Here is a 19,036-nt window from a genome sequence, read left to right on the forward strand (position 1 = left end):
CGTGGTGCCGCCCGGCGAGGGCCGGCACCACTGGGCTCCAGGAGCCGCCCGCGGACCCCGATCCGTGGATGAGCACCAGCGGCGGCGCCTGCCGCGGGCCGTCATGGACCACGTGTATCCCGTGCGCGTGCTTGACGTCGTAGTTACCCATGTACAGGACGATGCCGGGGCCACCGACTATCCGTCTTGTACAAATGTCGTCGCGGAGATGACGATCACCAAGCACTTTTGTCTCCACGGCGGGCAGGACTTCCGCGAAAGCCAGGTCGTTTGAGAACAGCAGCCATCGGCAGTCTCAAACCACCTGGCAGTGATACAGGTCAACGAGTCGCTACATGCCACCTACACCGCGACAGGACAGCAGGCCGCACTCCACCTCGCCACCATTCTCATCCGGGCACGGCGAGGATGATGAAGGGGCGGCCTTTCAGGGCTCCACGATGTTAGTGGGGGTTCGGGCTGGCACAGCGCTCCATTTGGCCATTCGGAGACACGGCCGTCTCGGCCGGCCCCACGGCCGGGTCAGCCCGGCTTGACCGCCAGCGTCGCAAAATAGTTCGACATGTATTGAGCGGATGCGTTGGATTGGTGCGGCGCTTCCACGAAGCCAGTGAGGACGAACCCCGCGGCAAGTTGCCCGCCGATCTGGTCGGTGAGGGTGTGGCTGTATTCAAGAGGCGCATCCGCGCCGAACTTCGTGGCGCGTTCCTCGGCGGAGTACTGCGTGACATCGCTGTACGGCAGCTTGTGCACGACGATCAGTTCGCCGCGCTCGTCGAGCGCCTCGTGGTCGAACAAGTACGCATCAGGATTGAGGAAGCCCACGAGCAGAGTCCCGCCCGGCCGCAGGACGCGGAAGCACTCACGCCACACCGGTGCCAAGTCTGGTACGAATAGATTAGAGACCGGATGGAATACGACGTCGAATGTTGTGTCGCCGAAGGCGCCGAGGTCGCGCATGTCGCCTAGGACGGTGCGCAGCTCGAGTCCGTCACGCGCCGCCACCATCTGGTCCTGGCCGAGCTGGCGGGGTGAGTTGTCGAACACGGTGACCCGCGCCCCTGCGGCGGCGAGGATCGGACCCTGCTGGCCACCGCCGGAAGCCAGGCACAACACGTCCTTGCCGGTCAGGTCCGTCGGCAGCCAGGAGCGGTCGACTGGCTCACGCCCGATAAGAACAATCGACCAGTCGCCCATGCGGGCGCGCTCGACATCCTCAGCACTCACCGGCCTCGACCACTCGTTGCCCTCTTGGACACATTTGTCCCAGGCTGCCCGATTGTGGGCAACGGGGTCGACAGCAATGTCCTGCACTTTTAACTCCCCTGCTGCAGCTAAGCGGACACCTGCGGTACTGACAGTTCGGTGCCGCTAGCCAACACGATTGCAGGGTGCGGGCTCAACGAAATTAAGGCTTGTCCCGTAATGATCTTGACTCAGGGTGAGGTAGGGACAGCCGAGCTGTGGTTTGTTCGTCTATCCGGCGAGGGCGAGGTTGTGCAGGCGGGCGACGCCGAGCATCGCGTGATGGACGCCGTCGCCCTTGAGGCGGCAGTCGCGCAGAATCTTCCAGCCCTTCATACGGGCGAATGTGTGCTCGACGCGGGCGCGGACCTGTTTGTGGGAGAGGTTGTGCTCCTCTTTCCAATCCGGGAGTTCCTCGCCCTTGCGGCGCCGGTGTGGGATGACCAGTCCGGTTCCCTGGTAACCGCCGTCAGCGATGGTCACGGTGTTCCCGATGGCGGCCTTGGCGCCGGACTCCGCCCAGCCGCGGGAGTCGTGCCGGTTGCCCGGGACAGGCCGGCCGACCAACACGACCAAGCGGGAGTCTGCGTCGATGACCACCTGGTGGGCCGTGGAGTAGCGGTAGTTCTTCGACTGCTCGGCCACTGTGTGGTCGCGGGTGGGAACCAGGGTGCCGTCGACGATGAGCACGGTGTCCTTGCGGAACCGCTTCCTGGGCTGCAGCGCGAGCAAAGGCCCTAGGTGGTCGATGATCCGGTCCGCCGCCGACTTCGAGATGCCAAACAGCAGAGCAAACTGGCGCATCGTCAAGTTCGTGCGCCAGTAAGCCGTGACCAGAAGAATGCGATCCTCCAGCGACAGGCTCCACGGCCGGCCGCGGTGCACATCGGCCGAATGCTCGCGTCGTACCGCGTTCGCCAACCTGCCGAAGCAGCGTGGGCTGAGCCCGGTGAACGGGCCTATCCAGGAGGGCTCCGACGCCGTGATCACACCAGCCACATCAAGATCATCTCATTGCTGATCGGCCAGCATGGAGCGCAGCCATCTCACCTCGTCAATCAGACGGGGTATGTCCTGCCGGGCCGACGCGACGAAGTCGATGTCGGCGTCCAACTGTGCGTTAGGGCCGACTACCCGCTGGCCTCCAACGAACCGGTCTAGGTAAAGCTCGTTGTCCAGCTCGCCGTCCTCAGGGCTGACCTGAATGAAACTCGCACCGCCCGTCGCCGTACGCGTCTCCAGCACTGGGACCCAGGGGCCGGGCGACGCGGCGGCCACGCGTTGACCCATCGCTGCGAGCTCAGCATTGGTGAGCACCTCATGCGTCGACATGCTCCGATCATGCACTCCATCCAGCCTGACGACCAGACTGCACTGGCGGAGACCTCCTCACCACCTGTTACGGGACAACTCTTACAACCTCGTGCACGGTAGGCCGTGGCACGTCGAGGTGTGTGGCGTTGTCGGTGTTCAGGCTCGAAGGCCGTGGTCGAGGGTGGCGGTCTGCTGGTGTGAGAGCAGTCCGGCGACGGCTTGGACGATGTCGCTCATGTGCTCGCGTCGACCGAGGTGTCGGGTCAGAGCACGCCAGTTCTTGAGGTGTGCGATGCCGTGCTCGACGCGGATCCGGCGTGAGGAGTGCGCTTTGCGCTGGAGTTCGTGCCGTTCCTCGTACCAGGCGGGAGCGTTCTTCTTGAACTTGCGATGTGGTGGCGTCACCACCCGCCCGCCGGTCTGCGCTCCCATGCCCTGGTAGCCGGCATCCGCGAGGATCTCCATGAACGGTCCGTCGGCCAGGAGCTGGACCAAGCCCAGCTGCCGGGCCTGGGTGATGTCAGCGCAACTGCCTGGTCGGACCGGGCTACAGAACAGCATGCGCCCCTCAGCGTCCGTGACGACCATGGCCTTCACGGCGTTCTGCTTGGTCTTTCCAGAGACGAACTTGTCACGGTCCTTGCGGCCTGCAGCGGGGCGTCGCACGCGGATCTCCGTGCCGTCGATGATGCCGGTCCGGCCGTCGGCGCCCAGGTACTCGACGACCTCGGCGAGGCTACGCAGCCGCACGTCCGGCGCGATGGTGCAGCCCCGCAGCGCAAGCAGGGGCCGCACCTCGCCGACGGCGCGGGTGATGGTGGAGCGGTCCACGCCGAACCAGCAGGCCAGCACGTCATGAGTGGTGCCATGGCGCAGACTCACCAGCGTGGCCAGCAACCGGTCGACGAAGACGAACTGGTGCTTCGCACCGGCTCCTACCGCCCGTTGCCGCGGCCGTGCCGTCAGGCGCGCCTGATGCTGCTCGTGCCATAACGGCCCTATCTCGGCGATCAGTTCAGCGATCACAACCGGCGACAGCCCGGTGATCCGGTACTCCGCCACGATCAATTCGCGCGCCCCAGCCCCCATCATGCACAGCTCAACGAGCTGCCCGGGCACGAGGCAACGGCCAACCGTGCACGAGGTCGTTACAACCTCGTGCACGGTAGGCCGTGGCACGTCGAGGTGTGTGGCGTTGTCGGTGTTCAGGCTCGAAGGCCGTGGTCGAGGGTGGCGGTCTGCTGGTGTGAGAGCAGTCCGGCGACGGCTTGGACGATGTCGCTCATGTGCTCGCGTCGACCGAGGTGTCGGGTCAGAGCACGCCAGTTCTTGAGGTGTGCGATGCCGTGCTCGACGCGGATCCGGCGTGAGGAGTGCGCTTTGCGCTGGAGTTCGTGCCGTTCCTCGTACCAGGCGGGAGCGTTCTTCTTGAACTTGCGATGTGGTGGCGTCACCACCCGCCCGCCGGTCTGCGCTCCCATGCCCTGGTAGCCGGCATCCGCGAGGATCTCCATGAACGGTCCGTCGGCCAGGAGCTGGACCAAGCCCAGCTGCCGGGCCTGGGTGATGTCAGCGCAACTGCCTGGTCGGACCGGGCTACAGAACAGCATGCGCCCCTCAGCGTCCGTGACGACCATGGCCTTCACGGCGTTCTGCTTGGTCTTTCCAGAGACGAACTTGTCACGGTCCTTGCGGCCTGCAGCGGGGCGTCGCACGCGGATCTCCGTGCCGTCGATGATGCCGGTCCGGCCGTCGGCGCCCAGGTACTCGACGACCTCGGCGAGGCTACGCAGCCGCACGTCCGGCGCGATGGTGCAGCCCCGCAGCGCAAGCAGGGGCCGCACCTCGCCGACGGCGCGGGTGATGGTGGAGCGGTCCACGCCGATCCAGCAGGCCAGCACGTCATGAGTGGTGCCATGGCGCAGACTCACCAGCGTGGCCAGCAACCGGTCGACGAAGACGAACTGGTGCTTCGCACCGGCTCCTACCGCCCGTTGCCGCGGCCGTGCCGTCAGGCGCGCCTGATGCTGCTCGTGCCATAACGGCCCTATCTCGGCGATCAGTTCAGCGATCACAACCGGCGACAGCCCGGTGATCCGGTACTCCGCCACGATCAATTCGCGCGCCCCAGCCCCCATCATGCACAGCTCAACGAGCTGCCCGGGCACGAGGCAACGGCCAACCGTGCACGAGGTCGTTAGAAGCCATCTCATTTGGCCGAGATAAGGTGTCGGCCCCAGTTGACGCACGGGGTGCCGATACAGGTCGTCTCGGCAGATGAGGCGGATGGAGCAGGGACATGATTGACCGCGCTGGGCTCGCTGGTCTGATCCGCTTGATACCTCCGCCAGCCGAAGCGGGGGTGTTGGTTGACTGGGAGGCCGTGCAAAGGGCTTGGGGGCTCGTGTTCCCCTCGGACTTCAAGGAGTTCCTCGCGCACTACGGTGGTGGCCTGCCGAACCTGGATCTGGGCGTGCTGGTTCCTGCCATCGTGACTCCTGAGACCTGTGATGAACCGGGCGCCCCGAAGGGCGGCATGGGGTTCATCACCGCGGACACGCGAGCTACGTGGGTGGACACCGAACCTACGGGCGTCGATGCAGCAGCCGAGGATCTGGTGACCTGGGGAGCGGATGGCAGTGCTGACCTGTACTGCTGGCTCACCCACGGCAATCCTGAGGACTGGCCGGTGGTGCTCTTCAGCCACGGCGATGACACCTGGACGCGCTTTGACTGCGGCATGACGGAGTTTCTGCGCAGGGCATTGAGCGCAGACAGCCGGGCCGAGGGCATGAAGGATTCGGCTCTGTGGGGCGCGGGCTTGCGCAGGCTCTGAAGTTACTTGGTCTGCCTCATCTGTCGAGCCTGCGATAGCAGATCAGGGTGCAGGCGATGCTGGTGAAAGCCAGGAAGTGGTCGGCCTTGCGTTCGTAGCGGCGGTGCAGGCGTCGGCATCCGGCGAGCCAGGCCATGGTGCGTTCGATGGTCCAGCGGTGACGGCCGAGCCGTTGCGAGGTCTCGATGCCCTTGCGGGCGATGCGGTGCCGGATGCCTCGGCCGGCTAACCATCGCCGCAGGTGGTTAGAGTCGTAGCCCTTGTCGGCGTGGAGTTTGTGGGGCCGTCGTCGCCTGGGTCCTCGCCGCGAGCGGATCGGAGGAATGCCCTTCACCAGCGGGATCAGCGCCTGGCTGTCGTGCGTGTTGGCGCCCGAGATCCCGATGGACAGGGGCAGGCCGGTCCGCTCCGTGATCAAGTGGATCTTTGACCCGTACTTGCCCCGGTCCACAGGATTCGGGCCTGTCAGCTCCCCCTTTTCAGGGCCCGCATATTCACCGAGTCGATCGCGCACCGGGACCAGTCCAACTCGCCGCGGGATCCCAGCTCGTCGAGGACCAGGCGGTGGAGTTTGGCCCACACCCGGGCCTTGGTCCACTCGGTGAAGCGGCGGTGAGCAGTCGCGCCGGACGGCCCGAACGAGGCGGTCGGCAACTGCTGCCACGTGCAGCCAGAGGTCGCCACGAAGACGATTGCGGCCAGTACTTCGCGGTCGCCGTGCCGACGCCGGCCACCACCCTGAGGCCGCGATGGCGCTTCCGGCACCACCCGCTGAAACAGCTCCCACAACTCGTCCGGCACCAGCCGTTCAACGATCCCTACCACGACCGGCAGCTTAATCAGCCAAATGAGATGACGTCTTAGTCGGCGCGTGCCTGAACCAACTGAGCGAGACGTACCGGGAAAGGGCGTCGCTGGCTCGCGAAGAGAAGGTCCGACAGCTCGACCGTCAGAGCGCGGTGATTGCCGAGTCAACCGCGCAGCCCGACCAGTACAGGCCTTCTGCACCGAGCCGGTCCAGTACCACGCGGTGTAGTTTGGCCCACACCCGCGTCCGTGGCCTCCCAGAGGCTGCGACGCCATCGCTGGACCGCCGAACGCACCGTCTCCTGGCTCGCCGGATGGCGCAGACTTCACCGCCGCTACGAAGGCAAGGCCGAGTACTTCCTCCTTCGTCGGCATCGCCGCAGCACTCAGAACTTCCGACGCCTCTCACGTCAGATGTGACGCGGCGGCCTTGTCCTACGGGACGTTCCAAGCGGCGATTATGGGTTGCCCGTCCTCGGTGGCCAGGAAGCTAAGAGTGCCCGGATGCGGGTGGCCGAGCAGTCGGCTCGCGCACGCATCGAGGCCGAGCCAGCGCACGGTGAGCACACGCGCCAGGTGGCCGTGTGCAACCACGGCGACATCGCCCTCGCTCAGCAGCGCACGGATGCGGTCCAGCACCGCGTCCGTGCGCGCGGCCACCTGCTCGAGCTCCTCGCCTGGGTGGTCGGCGTCACCGGGAATGACACCGTCGCGCCACAGGTCCCAGCCTGGCCTCGCCTCGCGGATCTGCTCGGCGGTCAGGCCTTCGTAGCCGCCGTAGTCCCACTCCACCAGGTTGGGATCGGGCTTGGCGCCGGTCAGGCCGGCGAGCTCGGCCGTCCGCATGGCGCGGCGCAGCGGGCTACTCAACACGGCAACCAGGCGGCGGTGGGCCAGCCTCGGAGCAAGAGCACTGGCCGCAGCCTCGCCCGCCTCGGTCAGAGCAACGTCGGTCCGTCCAGCGTGCCGGCCCGACAGACTCCACTCGGTCTGGCCGTGCCTGATCACTATCAGCTCACCCATGGCCGCGCACGCTATCTGATCTTGTGGCACGCCGAGACGGTTTCCTTCGCATTCACCTTCACCTTCGCCTCCGGTCCCTCATCGTCTGCGGTGGGCACACCAATGAGATGGCCTCAAAGAGGTCGTTCCCTGACCTTCGCGAGGCGGATGGTGTGACATCGGGGGCGGCAGTCGTCTTACGTCCGTCGCACCCCAAGGCGCCCAGGTCTGCTCCGCGTGGCTGGGTTGCTGGTCCAGGCCGGCAGGTACTCAGTCGGCGGTTGTGTCCAGGGAAGCGATGAATTGGCGAGCCTCCACGCTGGTCACGCCGGTCTCGTCCTGCACCAGCCTGACGGCCTCGAGATGGCCCTCGTCGGATTGCAGCAGCCGGATTCGTGAGACGAGGCTGCCACCTCCGAACTCGGGTTGGACCTGCTCGCGGAGGAAACGTCGACCTTCCACGGCGTCGCAGAATCCCTTGGCAGTCTCCAAGGAGAAGCCGGTCAACGACCGCAGTTCCTTGATGACCTTGATCTTCGGTGTCTTAGCCATTAGGTCGGCTATGTGCAGAGGCAGCAAGGGGTTCATGCGATCAATTTAGCCAGGACGCGAGCAGCGCGGTCCAGGCGGTCGCCCCCGGCTCCGTACACGAGATCGAACATCAAAAGCTCAAGCCCCTCCTGGATGCCTGAGCACAAGGTCGGTAATCGGAGTCGGCTTTGCGCTTTCGTGAGGCGGACCGCACGCCTGGGCGCACTCCCCAGTTCAGCGGTACGCCAACGCCATGACGGAACGTCGTGCGTATCCGAGTGATCTGTCCGATGCCCGTTGAGAGTTGATCGAGCCGGTGCTGGCGGCCTGGCGCTTCGAGCGCCGTGGCAGGGCCCTGAATTCCGGGCGGCCGCCCGTGCACGACCTGCGCGACAGTATGGACGCGATCTGATGTGTGGACCGGACCGGCGTTAAGCGGCGCTACCTCCCGCATGGCTTCCCGCGCTGGAACACGGTCTACGACTACCTCACGAAGTGGCAGCAGGAAGGCCTGTTCGCCCAACTCAGCGGCCTGCTCTGGCATCTGTTGCGGCATAGGGAAGGACGGGATGCCGAGCCGCCCGCCTGCGTAATCGACGCTCAGAGCATCAAGACCTCCACCAGCGTCCCCGCCGCCGGCCAGGGCATCGACGCAGGCAAGAAGACTGTAGGCAGGAAGCTGAGCATCGTCACCGATACCATCGGCCTTCGCCTCGCGGTACTGGTCACAGCGGCCGGCGTCCAGGAATCCGTTGTCGGCACCCACCTCCTCGACCAGGTAGCCGCCGAGCATCCCCGCGTCCGCAAGGTGTTGGTCGACGGCGTCCACCGCCAGCACCAGCCATCGGCGGCCCGGGCGCAGACGTGAGGCGGAGCGGGAGAAGAAGCCAGGCTGGACGTCCTGGACCTCTGCATTGCCGGACGGGCGGTACAGCTGCTCCAGCAGACGGCTCATGCGGTCCGCCTCCCCGCGGGCCTGGGCAGGATGTCTCTCTGGACTGCGTTGAAGCCTTTGACTGTACGGTCGCCAAGCAAGTCACGGGGTGGGGATCGCGAATTCGACCCACATGGGGTAGTGGTCGGAGATGTGCCAGGATAGGTCGGTCAGGCTGTGATCGCCCTGGAGTTCGGGCACGAAGTTCACGTGGCCGCCGGACCCTGCTTCCAGTGTCAGGACCGGCCGGTGTTTCTGTCCCTTGGTAAACCAGGCGATCTGGTCGTAGAAGTGCTCCGCTCCGGGGTCGTCGAAGACGGTCCGCGCAAGTCCCGCCAGTTGTGGAGCTGGGATCAGGCCGGTGGAGGTGAAGGCTTTGAACAGTGGGTCGTCGGCGCGGTCGATGTTGAAGTCGCCGAGTGCGATGAGGTTGTGGTCCCAGCCGAATTCGCGTTCCGCCCAGCCAGCCAACCAGTTGGCGATCGCTTGCAGTTCCGGGACCCGTTCGGCGGCCTCCTCGCCGTAGAGGACGTGAAGCGTGACCAGAGTGAACGTCTGGCCCTGGGACAGAAAGCTGACGGCGTAGGGGGTGCGGGCGAACTGGCGGCCCAGCTCTCCCGCTGATACGCCCGCGTCCTTCTCGATGGGGACCACCAGTTCGCAGGCCAGCCCTGAAGGCTTGACCCGTCGCGTGTCGAACAGGAACGCCAGCCGTTCATCGTTGCCGTCCTTGCCTTCGGTCACGTCGGTGAGGATGAAGGCCCAGTCCTCGCCCAGTACCTTCATCAGGTGCCGCAGGGCCCGCAGATTCCCACGTACCTCCTGCACCGCGACCACGTCGAACCGACGCACCACAGCGGCGATCAGGTGCACGTCGGTGAAGTTCCGCTTCGGGGACGCGCCCTCAGGGCTCGTCCAGGCTTTGGTCAGACCGGAAAACGCCCGCAGGTTCCAGGTCGCGATCCGCAGACTCGTCCCGCGGTTCGGCGACACCAGCGCATCAAGTGTCTCCTCCCAGCGCGAGAGCCGCGCGGCAACCCGCTGCGGCGGCGCCAGGACATCAGGTTCCGTCGGCACGTGGGCCTCCCCTTCGCAGAGCCTATGCACTGAGAGTCGGAGAGACACCGGGGCCAGGCAAGAGCCCATTGAGGTGACAGCCGAGTCGTCGGGAACGTGTCGTCGTCCGATCGACTGCACAACCGTCAGCGTTCCTCCTCAAGTCCACGGCCAGGCCCCCGCTCATGGCCGACGGCTGAGGAGCGGCGGTCAACGAGGGTTGGAATGCGAACTGCGCGCCAGATGGCACCGATGCGGCCGAGGCGTACCAGTCGCCTACAGGACTGCAGGAGGCGCGCCGCTTTCCGCCTTCGGGCGGTGCAGGACGTCGTAGTCGCGTCCGAAGCGATTGGCCTCCGCAGCGGATCCGGTCAGCCGGTGCAGCCAGAACCCGTACGCCGCCGACTCCATCTGCTCCTGGGACAGATGGAGCTGCCACCGTCGGGCACTGCGGTTGTACGTGGCCGTGCGGACCTGTTCGGCAAGCCCCGTCACCGGCGGTGATTTCAGCTGGCCAGCCAGGCCGACGAACACGCGCAGCGCCGCCATCTGCGACGGTGCCAACTCCACCGACCGCTGTCCGAGCCCCGCCTCGCAGGATGCCGGAGCCGGCCGGACACCGGCGTAGGCGAGCAGGTCGTGCCCGGCTGCCGACAGGCGGACCGCCCAGCGCACCGGACGGCCCTCCCATGCCGACAGCTCCGCACGGGTCTCCCGGCTAGCTGTCTCCACGAGCCCCTGGCTCACCAGGACGCGCGCACGCCGCTGTAACGACGGTGCCGCCTCATCCAGCACCCAGCCGTGTTCGGCGTTCTCCTGGCATGCCCGCACTGCCCTGAGGACCTCGAGCGTTCTGTCGCCCTGCACCCCGCCACCCCATGCCTGTCGCCTCCGGCCACCCGGGGCGGCCGTACTTCCGACACGAGGGTGCCGCACTACGGGAGGAACGCGAGACGTTCTTCCTCCGCTCTCATGCGATCGTGTGACTTGCCCACCACGCGGAGGCTCAAGGAGAGCATGAAGATGACGGTGAAGCTGCGTGCCCATCAGGTCGAGGCTGTCGGTGCTGTCGTGCGTGGCTTCGACATCCCGCCGGGCGGCATTCCTCCCCGTGGGCTGCGCGGGCAGGTGCATGCGGCGTGCGGGACGGGCAAGACCGTCATCGCCGCCGCGTCGGCAAGGCGCCTCGTGCCCAAGGGGCGGGTGCTGGTTCTGGTGCCGACGCTGGACCTGCTGGTCCAGACGGTGAGGGCGTGGCATGAGGCCGGGCATTCGGGGCTGGCGGTTGCGGTGTGCTCGCTCCAGGATGATCCGGAGTTGTGGAACCTGCGGATGCGGTGCACCACCAATCCGATCCAGCTGGCGCTGTGGCACAGCCAGGGCCCCGTGACCATCTACGCCACGTACGCGTCCCTGGGCGTGCTCGCGGAGGCGTTCGAGGGCGTCTACGGCCAGCAGTTGGCCCCGGTGGACCTCGCCGTGATCGATGAGGCGCACCGGACGTCCGGGTCGATGGGGAAAGCGTGGGCGGACATCCACGACCAGAGGATCATCCCGGCTTACCGGCGGCTGTATATGACGGCGACGCCGCGGATCTGGGAGGAGCGGCTCAGCCAGGAGGTGTCCGAGGGAGTCCGTGACCCGCTGCCTCGGGAGATGGCGGCCTCCATGGACGACGAGGCCGTGTTCGGCCCGGTGCTCTATAAGTTGTCCCTCTCATCTGCCGTCTCCCGGGGCCTGCTGGCGCGGTATCAGATCATCGTCCTCGAGCTGAAGGACCCCGTTGTCACGCCCGAGCGACTGATGAGCGAAGACCGGGGTGGTGAGGAGGTGCGCGGGCAGCGCCTCGGGGCGCTCCAGGCGGCGCTCCTGCACACGATGGAGCAGCACAGCCTCCAGACGTGCATCACCTTCCATCACCGGACGATAGAAGCCCAGGCGTACGCGGAGGGTTTGGCGCGGGTGGCGGCGAGGCTGCACGCGGATCAGCCGGATCGGTACCCGTCGAGGTTGTGGGCGGACTGGCTGTGCGGCGAACACGCCCCCGAGCGCCGGCGGGAGGTCCTGGGCGGCTTCGCATCCACGGCCCAGCGCGCCGTGCTGAGTAACTGTCGCGTCCTGGGTGAGGGGGTCGATATCAGAGCTGTGGACAGCATCGCCTTGCTGGACCCGAAGGGGGCGCCGCACGACATCGTCCAGGCCATCGGCCGCGCACTACGGCAAAAGCCCGGCCAAGAAAAACTCGCCTCTCTCATCGTGCCGGTATTTCTCCAGCCCGGAGAAGAGCCAGAAGACATGTTCACCTCCGGCTCGTATCGGCCTCTGGTGAAGGTACTGGAAGGTCTGCGCGCTCACGACGAAGAAGCGGTCGAATTGCTCGCGATCCCGCAAGAACCGCAGAAGGGCGTAGCGCAACCATCCGCACATATCGGCGCAGCGCCGGAGGAAGGCGGGGAAGAATCCCGTCTGTTGCTGCGCTTCGCGGCCCCCAGGGACCCGGTGATGGTCGCAGAGTGGGTGTCCTTCAACGTGATCGACACCGAGAAGCAGGACTGGGCCCGCGGTTGGGTCGCCCTCAAGAAATTCACGGAGCGTGAGCATCACGCCCGAGTGCCTTACGGGCACAAGGAAGGCGCGACGCCCCTTGGCCAGTGGGTCGCGGAGCAACGACGGGCCTACGGGGCCGGGCAGATGACCGGTCAGCGCGCCCGACGGCTCGAGCAGTTGGGCATGGTGTGGTCCATGGCCGATGAGCGGTTCCAGGAGAACCTCGAGGCCGCCCGCGCCTATTACAAGGACCACTGGTCCCTGTGCGCACCCCGCACCGCCACCGCCCTGGACCGGCCGATCGGACAATGGTTGAGCAACCTGCGCCGCCCGGGCGCGCTGGAGGGCCACCCGGAATGGGAGACGGCGCTGAAGAAGGTCGATAAGGACTGGAACCCGGCATGGCCGGCGGACTGGCAACGCCACTACGCTGCGCTGCGCGAACTGGTGGCCGACGAGGAGGGCCAGGCCGACGTCCTGCCAGGCTTCACGGTCCACGGCATGGACATCGGGAAGTGGCTGGCCAGGCAGCGGAGACCGGGAGTCTGGCAAGCTCTGACGGATGCGCAGCAAGGGCGCCTCAATCAGCTCGGCATCACGCCCTTGCCCCCGGCGCCGAAAGAGCCCGGCAAACCGTCCGCGATGCCCGCGGGAGCCTTCGCGCGAGGCGTAGCGGCCCTCGCGCGATACAAGTCACGCACGGGCTCCGTGAAGGTCCCTAGGGCCCACCTAGAACGACTGGAGGACGGCACGGAGGTCAAGCTCGGGGTGTTTTTGAGCAACAGCAAAAGCCGGCGCGCCAATCTGGCGGCGGACAAGCTCCAAGCGCTGGCCGACCTCGGACTCGACTGGGCATTGCAGGGGGATCCAAGGATGCGAAGCGCTGAGGTGGGTTGACCAGTCTGGCGGCCGCAAATCCGGAACCGATTCAACCCATGGCGCGGGCGCGGCGCGGAGATCAGCAGTGCACCCCACAGTTTCGTGGTGCGGGATGCACTGTGCCGTGCGTCTAGAGGGAATGATGTTCTCGACCTGAATGCCCCTCTGGCCCTGGCCGACGAAGCTGACCTGCTGGCCTGCAGCCGTTGGCCCCGTCCAGGGCGTAGCCGGCGCGCATCAGGTACTCATCCGGCTTGGTACAGCCCTCACCGTCGGCATGGGATCCCACTGATCTTTCCCCTCATTCCCCGTACGCAAGTGCGCGAGTACCCATCCTCCCGGCATACATGGCAGAGGCATGTTGTTCGGCGCAGCCGCCCGAGGGCAGCCGGCCGGGGTGGTGGGGCACAGCCATCCGCGCACATCGTGACCCGTGGTCAGCGTAAGCGCAGCCGAAGGAGACGGTGACCGACATCGCGCAAGGAACCGGCCGGAGCGGCTGTCTTGTCAGCCGATCCAGACGGTGTCCAGGACGGACAGACGCGGGTCAGCCGGTTGACCACATAGACGACGGACAGCTGTCCGATGGAGGCGGCGCGGATGTCCTCTCCTCCCGGGTCCCTGGCATTCCAGGCCAGCCCGACGGAGATCGCACGGCGATGTCCAAGGCGTCGCGGACCATCTCCTTGGCGGGCGCGGGAATCTCGGTGAGCCCTTTTGCCTTCTGCGGGGACAGACGTACCGTCCACCGTGAATCGGTCGCGAGCGCGCGCCGAGGATGTCGTCCAGGTCAACGAAGCCGCTCTCGTCCCGGCCGGCGTCCATGTAGGCATCGAGTGCCGGGGTCGAGGGGAGGCGCAGTTGCCAGGTGCGCACGATGTCGTGCAGCGGGGTGAGGCTGTAGCTGTGGCGGGAGCCCTTCAGGGCCTTGGCCAGTCCCGTTCGAAGGCCGGCACCCAGGTGTCGGCGCGGCGGTCGGCGTGCAGTTGGGCGGCCGGGGCCGGCGGGGCGGGGGCTTGGTCGGGCTGCGCACTCATCGGCACCTCCTGGCAGGTCCTCCCGCCACGGTACGCGCGACGCGAAGCGGTAGAGGCGGTGAACCGAAGCTCAGGGGTTGTCACCGGCGACGCCGGATGAGCTGGCGGAGAGGGGCGGCCGAGGCAGCTTGGTTGTCACGGATAAGGCATCCCACTTGTCACACGCGCTCATCCGGCAGACTTTCTGTCACTAGTGCCGAAGGGCCGGAGTCCCCGGGCACCCCGGCTGTGCCCTGCTCAGGGCTGAGCCCTTCCACAGCGAGGCGGAAGAGGCGGCCGGCCTGGGTACCGGGGTCTGTGTGGTGCTCGGTGGCCAGGGCGATGCCGACGGAGAGGGTCAGCAGGTCGTGAAAGGTGACGTGCGGTGCAACCGCATTGTCGCGAATGGCCCGCTGGAGCAGGGGAGTTCCGGCCGCTTCGATTCTGCTGCCACAGCTGTTCGGGGAGGGTTTTTCGGTGGGGGGCTCGTAGCTGAGGATATGGGCGAATCCACGGGCTGAGACGGCGTAGAGGACGAAGGCGTGGAGCCACTCCAGGAGTGCGGTGCGGCCGTCCTCGGTCGCACTCAGCTGGCGGGCGCGCTCGCATAGGCCCTCGATGCGCTCCTGAAAGACCGCTTCGAGAAGGGCACGGCGGGTGGGGAAGTGACGGCGTACGGTCGCCGAACCGACGCCTGCGGTGCGGGCGATCTGCTCCTGGGATGCCTCGGCGCCGTGCGCGGCGACCTCGGCTTCGGCGACGGCGAGGATGCGCTGATAGTTGCGTCGGGCGTCTGAGCGCTGACCGGTCATGATCTCCTCATTGCTAAACGGCGGGCTCCGCCATATCTTAGCAGCATGCAAAACGGCGGGCCCCGCCGTTTTGTCTCTCCGATCCGCGAGGAGCGGTAAGCATGCCCAGCAACAGCGATATCGTCCTGGTCACCGGCGCCACCGGCCAGCAAGGCGGGGCCACGGCTCGCGCACTTCTGGCCGCCGAGGTGCCTGTACGTGCGCTCGTACGCGATCCCTGGTCGAAGCCTGCCCAGGCGATCGGGGCGCTGGGCGCCGAACTGGTGCGGGCGGATCTCTCCGACCGGGCCTCCCTCGGCCCGGCGGTCGAGGGGGTCCGCGCGGTGTTCTCGGTGCAGATGCCGCCCATGACCGAGACCAGCGTGGACTTCGCGAGCGAACTCGCCCAGGCCACCAACCTGGTGGACGCGGCGAAGGCCGGAGGAGTACGGCAGTTCGTGCAGTCCTCGACCAGTGGAGTCGGTGAACACACCCGGGTCGCCGGCTGGGCCGAGGGCCGCTGGGCGGCGATGGCGGACTACTTCCACACCAAGCAGGCGATCATGGAGGCGGTGCGTGGTGCGGGTTTTGCCCGCTGGACGGTGATCAAGCCCGCCTTCTTCATGGAGAACCTGCCCCTGCTGGCGCCCAAGGGGCCCGGCGGCGGACTGCTGACGGTACTGAAGCCGGACACCGAACTGGCCCTGGTGGCCGTGCGGGACATCGGCACGGCCGCGGCGCACGCACTCCGAGACCCCGACCGGTTCCACCAGGTGGAACTGGAACTGGCCGGTGACCTGCGCACGATGGAGCAGATCGCGCAGACCTTGTCCGCAGCCTGGGGCGTGCCCATGACCGCGCCCTCCATGAACATGGAAGAGGCCCTCGACGCGGGCATGCCGAGGTGGGGAGCCGGACACGAGTGGAACAACGTGGTCCTCCAGCCCGCCCGGCCCGCATTCGCCCGGGAGTTGGACATCCCGCTCACTACCTTCGCCGAGTGGGCGGATGAGCAGTTGACACCTGTGTCCGGCTAGGGGTACTCGGCGCTATGACCTTCGGCAGCGCCCGCCGGGGCGAACTGGGGCGAGAAGTTGGAGTGTCCTGCCCGGCACCCCCGCCGCGGTGGTTACCGGATTCGCCGGGCACCCGTTGGCCGGCCTGCCGGCCTGCCGGCCTTCGCCCCGGAGACGGTGACGACCGACCACGGATTCGTCTACCGCAACCGCTACCTGGTCGAAACCTCCGGTGACAGCAAGCCCGCCTATGTGACAACTAACGTGCTTCGGCTCAGGTACGCGCGACGAGAAACCGTAGAGGAGGGGATGGGTAGATCGCTTTCCGTCGGCGTCATCAGTAGTCCAGATCGAGGTAGTCGATGTCGTTGATCTCGACGTCACTGAGGCCCCGGGCACGCGCCCCGCCGTCCTGGAAGTAGATGTCCTTGAAGCCTTCGGCGATGATCGCGCGCATCTCCTGGTCGCCGGCGCCCTGGTCGCGGGCGTCGAAAAGGCGCTGGGCGTAGGCCGGGGGGAGGTGGACGGTGAGCCGGCGGAAGCGGCCGTCATCGGTCGTGCCGACGGGTGCGGTGTAGCCGAAGCGGGCCCTCGTCTCCACCGTGACGCCCGTGGCGGTGGCGGCCTGCCAGCGGCGGCGCTTGCGGACCCGGGGCTGCCAGCGCTGCCGCACCGCCTCATCGACCTTCGCCGCAATGTCCGGAGGCGGGTGCTTGCGGGCGCCGCGCCGGTAGCGGTTGACCGAGTCGGCTGTGACACCGATCTCCGCCGCCACGGCTTTAGCACTTCCCAACTGGCGGATCAGGAAGCCGATGCGGCCCTTCAGCGTTCTGGGCGGCTCCTGGGTGAACGACTCGCGGTCGGCGCGCTCGATGGCGTCCTCGATCTCCCCCACGGCCTACTCTCCTTCGTCCAGGACGGCGTCGCCGCCCTTGATGTGACGGGCTGGGTTGAGGCCCTGCTCCATCAGGTCGACCGCCCACAGCATCGTCTGCACGCCCTCGAGCTTCGCCAGGCCCGGCGTGGGCCCGAGGCGGAACCCGCCGGGCTGCGGCTTGCCGGACGCGGCGTAGGGGAGGAAGTCGAGCGGGCTCTCCCCCGGCGAGGGGTAGACGACGCAGTCGGACAGCACCGCGAGCGGGAACAGGCCCGTCATCTTCGCCATGTTGGAGAGCTTGCGGTGCATGTTCACCCGCGCCTTGGAGATGACGGCGGCGCGGATGTCGGGCCGCCAGGTCGGGCGTTCCAGCGCCGGCCACCGCTCCCCCTGCTTGTAGGACTTGCCCTGGGGGCGCTCGCGCAGCTTCCCGACGCCGCCCTTCACCGTCGCCTTGATCGCGGCCAGCACGGCGGCCATCGCCGGGTCGGCCTGCTTGTGCCGCTCCATCGCGGCGAGGAACGGTCGTCCAGGTCTTTGGTGACGCCGAGGTCGGCGAGGGTGTCGACGTAGGCGGTCTTGAGGCGGTCGTGCCACGGGTCCAGGTACGCGCCGCTCTCGCGCCGCAGGTAGGCCTCGATCGGTGTGACGTTGTAGCCGAGCTCTTGGGCGTAGGCGACGGTGTGCGTCTGGTACCAGGCCGGCCCCGTCGGCCGGGTGCCGTCCGGGGTGAACGGGCTCGGCAGACGCGGGTCGAGTTCGATGTGGGAGAGGTCGACCTGCCAGGAGCCGGGGATCTTCGGGTTGAAGGCGGGGGCGTGGAAGTAGTCGGCGGCGGACAGGCCGACGACCAGGCGGGCCGCAGCGGCGAGGAACGCCGTGTTCAGGTCCAGGCCGACCGCATACGGCAGCGTGCACTCCTCATCGCTGAGCAGGTCGACGTCGCGCACCCACTGGTAGGCCTCCTCGTTAAGGAAGCCGCCCGTCCAGCCGGAATTGACGACGACCGGGTGCTCGGCGGTGGCCTCCGGCGGCGCCGGGTCCATCGGCTCCGTCCCGAGGCTGCCGGGGTTGTGGCCGGAGACCCAGTTCCCGGTCGCGCGGTCCTGTACGGCCCGGGTGGGCGGGCGCAGCGCTGTCATGAGCTCGAGCCCGGATACGGCCGTGGAGCCCCGCGGGGTGATCACCCGCTGGGCGTAGACGCCCAGGACGCGGGCGATGTCGGCCGGCTCCATGTCCGCAACACCGGGCCAGGACCGCTCATCGAGGGCGTCCCAGGACAGCACCGCGAACTGTACGCACTGCCGCTCGCGGCCCTGGACCTTGCGGTAGATCCGCGCCCAGGGGCCGAACCCGCGCCGGGTCAGCTGCCACCTCGCCTTCGCCACCTGCTTGACCACCGGGTGATCGGCGGGCAGGCGCAGGGAGCGGCGCTGCTCGTGGCCCTCCAGGCGCTCAGGGAGTCCGAGCTTCACGGCGGCCGCGGCGGTCAGGATGATCAGCGGGTCGGAGTCCTTGCCGTTGCGGTGCAGCTTGGGCGCACCGAGACCTGACTCCTTCAGGGTCCACTCCACCAATTCGGGGATGGTGCGGGCGGGGCAGTCGAGCACAATCCCGTCGACTCCGTAGGCGGAGCCGACGCCGTCCAGCACAGCGAGCGGACCGTGCGGGGACCGCGAGTCCAGGGCGGGTCCGGCGGTCTTCTTCGGGGCCGGGCGTCGCGATACCGCCGGTCGGCCAGCAGCCGACCGCTCGGCGACAGCCGGATCGTCAGCGCCAGCTGGCATCGCAGCGTTCTCCGTCTCCGCGACCTCGGGGGCGGCTGGACCGGTGAACGTTGTCGGCACCTCTGGCTGGGGTGCGGCGATGGGGGGCCGCCGAAAGGGGGACGGCGGGGGCGCTGTGCGCGGGATACTTCGCCGCCCACCCGTCCAGCAGCCGCCGGTACGCCGACAGGCGCGGCTCTTTCGGCTCGCTACGTCCGTTCTCCCAGTTCTTCACCGACTGGGTCGACGTCTTCATCGCGGCCGCGAGACGGGCCTGCGTGATGCCGGCGGCCTCACGCAACCGGGCACGCTCCGGTGGCGGCGGCAGGTGCGGCTCCTCCTCCAACAGCGCGTCTACGCTCGCGAAAAGCTCTTCCTCGGTTGCCACGATGGCCTCCCTCCTCGCCCCAACCTAGCAA

15 protein-coding genes and 3 pseudogenes are annotated in these 19,036 nt (G+C 67.4%); 4 read left to right on the top strand and 14 right to left on the bottom strand.

What is annotated here, in order from left to right; all coding sequences use genetic code 11:
- From ABT070_RS41970 to ABT070_RS41995, 6 genes and pseudogenes are all read right to left on the bottom strand, one after another.
- Positions 1-151, bottom strand: a pseudogene (locus tag ABT070_RS41970) (alpha/beta fold hydrolase); the annotation flags it as partial.
- Positions 152-522: 371 nt separating this feature from the next.
- A complete protein-coding gene (locus tag ABT070_RS41975; RefSeq protein WP_351768231.1) occupies positions 523-1,314 on the bottom strand; it encodes a class I SAM-dependent methyltransferase in 792 nt (263 codons plus the stop codon).
- A 162-nt stretch (positions 1,315-1,476) separates the two neighbouring features.
- On the bottom strand, positions 1,477-2,244 hold the full coding sequence (locus tag ABT070_RS41980) for a transposase (protein ID WP_351768232.1): 768 nt from the start codon (positions 2,242-2,244) through the stop codon (positions 1,477-1,479).
- A 12-nt stretch (positions 2,245-2,256) separates the two neighbouring features.
- Positions 2,257-2,577, bottom strand: coding sequence for a hypothetical protein (locus ABT070_RS41985; protein ID WP_351768233.1), 321 nt, complete (start codon positions 2,575-2,577; stop codon positions 2,257-2,259).
- Positions 2,578-2,715: 138 nt separating this feature from the next.
- Entirely contained in the window at positions 2,716-3,678 is a 963-nt protein-coding gene (locus tag ABT070_RS41990; protein WP_351768234.1) for a transposase family protein, read from the bottom strand.
- An 86-nt stretch (positions 3,679-3,764) separates the two neighbouring features.
- Positions 3,765-4,727 (bottom strand): transposase family protein, encoded by a 963-nt coding sequence (locus tag ABT070_RS41995; RefSeq protein WP_351768235.1) that lies wholly within the window; start codon positions 4,725-4,727, stop codon positions 3,765-3,767.
- Between the two features lie 131 nt (positions 4,728-4,858).
- Between ABT070_RS41995 and ABT070_RS42000 the strand changes: the two genes are divergently transcribed.
- The gene (locus ABT070_RS42000) at positions 4,859-5,395 is read left to right on the top strand and encodes an SMI1/KNR4 family protein (protein WP_351768236.1); all 537 of its coding nucleotides are present in this window, start codon (positions 4,859-4,861) and stop codon (positions 5,393-5,395) included.
- 16 nt (positions 5,396-5,411) lie between these two features.
- Here the strand turns inward: ABT070_RS42000 and ABT070_RS42005 are convergent.
- From ABT070_RS42005 to ABT070_RS42020, 3 genes are all read right to left on the bottom strand, one after another.
- A protein-coding gene (locus tag ABT070_RS42005) for an IS5 family transposase (protein WP_351768265.1) occupies positions 5,412-6,211 on the bottom strand; the annotation gives its coding sequence in 2 pieces (ribosomal slippage) (positions 5,412-5,872 and positions 5,872-6,211; 801 coding nt in all).
- 426 nt (positions 6,212-6,637) lie between these two features.
- Positions 6,638-7,225 carry a histidine phosphatase family protein gene (locus ABT070_RS42015; RefSeq protein ID WP_351768237.1) on the bottom strand — a complete coding sequence of 196 codons (588 nt, stop codon included), beginning with the start codon at positions 7,223-7,225 and terminating at the stop codon, positions 6,638-6,640.
- A 249-nt stretch (positions 7,226-7,474) separates the two neighbouring features.
- Positions 7,475-7,792 (bottom strand): hypothetical protein, encoded by a 318-nt coding sequence (locus tag ABT070_RS42020; protein WP_351768238.1) that lies wholly within the window; start codon positions 7,790-7,792, stop codon positions 7,475-7,477.
- Positions 7,793-8,039: 247 nt separating this feature from the next.
- Between ABT070_RS42020 and ABT070_RS42025 the strand changes: the two are divergent.
- Positions 8,040-8,573, top strand: a pseudogene (locus ABT070_RS42025) (transposase); the annotation flags it as partial.
- A 198-nt stretch (positions 8,574-8,771) separates the two neighbouring features.
- Here ABT070_RS42025 and ABT070_RS42030 read toward each other — a convergent pair.
- Positions 8,772-9,746, bottom strand: a complete 975-nt coding sequence (locus ABT070_RS42030; RefSeq protein WP_351768239.1) for an endonuclease/exonuclease/phosphatase family protein — start codon at positions 9,744-9,746, stop codon at positions 8,772-8,774.
- A gap of 255 nt (positions 9,747-10,001) precedes the next feature.
- A complete protein-coding gene (locus ABT070_RS42035) occupies positions 10,002-10,592 on the bottom strand; it encodes a DUF6417 family protein (RefSeq protein ID WP_351768240.1) in 591 nt (196 codons plus the stop codon).
- 156 nt (positions 10,593-10,748) lie between these two features.
- Here ABT070_RS42035 and ABT070_RS42040 point away from each other — a divergent pair, with 156 nt between their 5' ends.
- Positions 10,749-13,169, top strand: coding sequence for a DEAD/DEAH box helicase (locus tag ABT070_RS42040; RefSeq protein WP_351768267.1), 2,421 nt, complete (start codon positions 10,749-10,751; stop codon positions 13,167-13,169).
- 1,177 nt (positions 13,170-14,346) lie between these two features.
- Here the strand turns inward: ABT070_RS42040 and ABT070_RS42045 are convergent.
- Positions 14,347-14,979, bottom strand: coding sequence for a TetR/AcrR family transcriptional regulator (locus ABT070_RS42045; protein WP_351768241.1), 633 nt, complete (start codon positions 14,977-14,979; stop codon positions 14,347-14,349).
- Between the two features lie 101 nt (positions 14,980-15,080).
- On the opposite strand from ABT070_RS42045, the gene ABT070_RS42050 reads away from it, so the two are divergent.
- Entirely contained in the window at positions 15,081-15,995 is a 915-nt protein-coding gene (locus ABT070_RS42050; RefSeq protein WP_351768242.1) for an NmrA/HSCARG family protein, read from the top strand.
- A 316-nt stretch (positions 15,996-16,311) separates the two neighbouring features.
- Here ABT070_RS42050 and tpg read toward each other — a convergent pair whose 3' ends face one another.
- Both tpg and tap read right to left on the bottom strand, forming a co-directional pair.
- The gene (gene tpg, locus ABT070_RS42055) at positions 16,312-16,869 is read right to left on the bottom strand and encodes a telomere-protecting terminal protein Tpg (RefSeq protein WP_351768243.1); all 558 of its coding nucleotides are present in this window, start codon (positions 16,867-16,869) and stop codon (positions 16,312-16,314) included.
- A 3-nt stretch (positions 16,870-16,872) separates the two neighbouring features.
- Positions 16,873-19,005: pseudogene (gene tap / locus ABT070_RS42060) on the bottom strand (telomere-associated protein Tap).
- Between the last annotated feature and the right edge of the window lie 31 nt (positions 19,006-19,036).

The organism is Streptomyces sp. NPDC002884 (assembly GCF_040295245.1).
Lineage (GTDB): Bacteria > Actinomycetota > Actinomycetes > Streptomycetales > Streptomycetaceae > Streptomyces.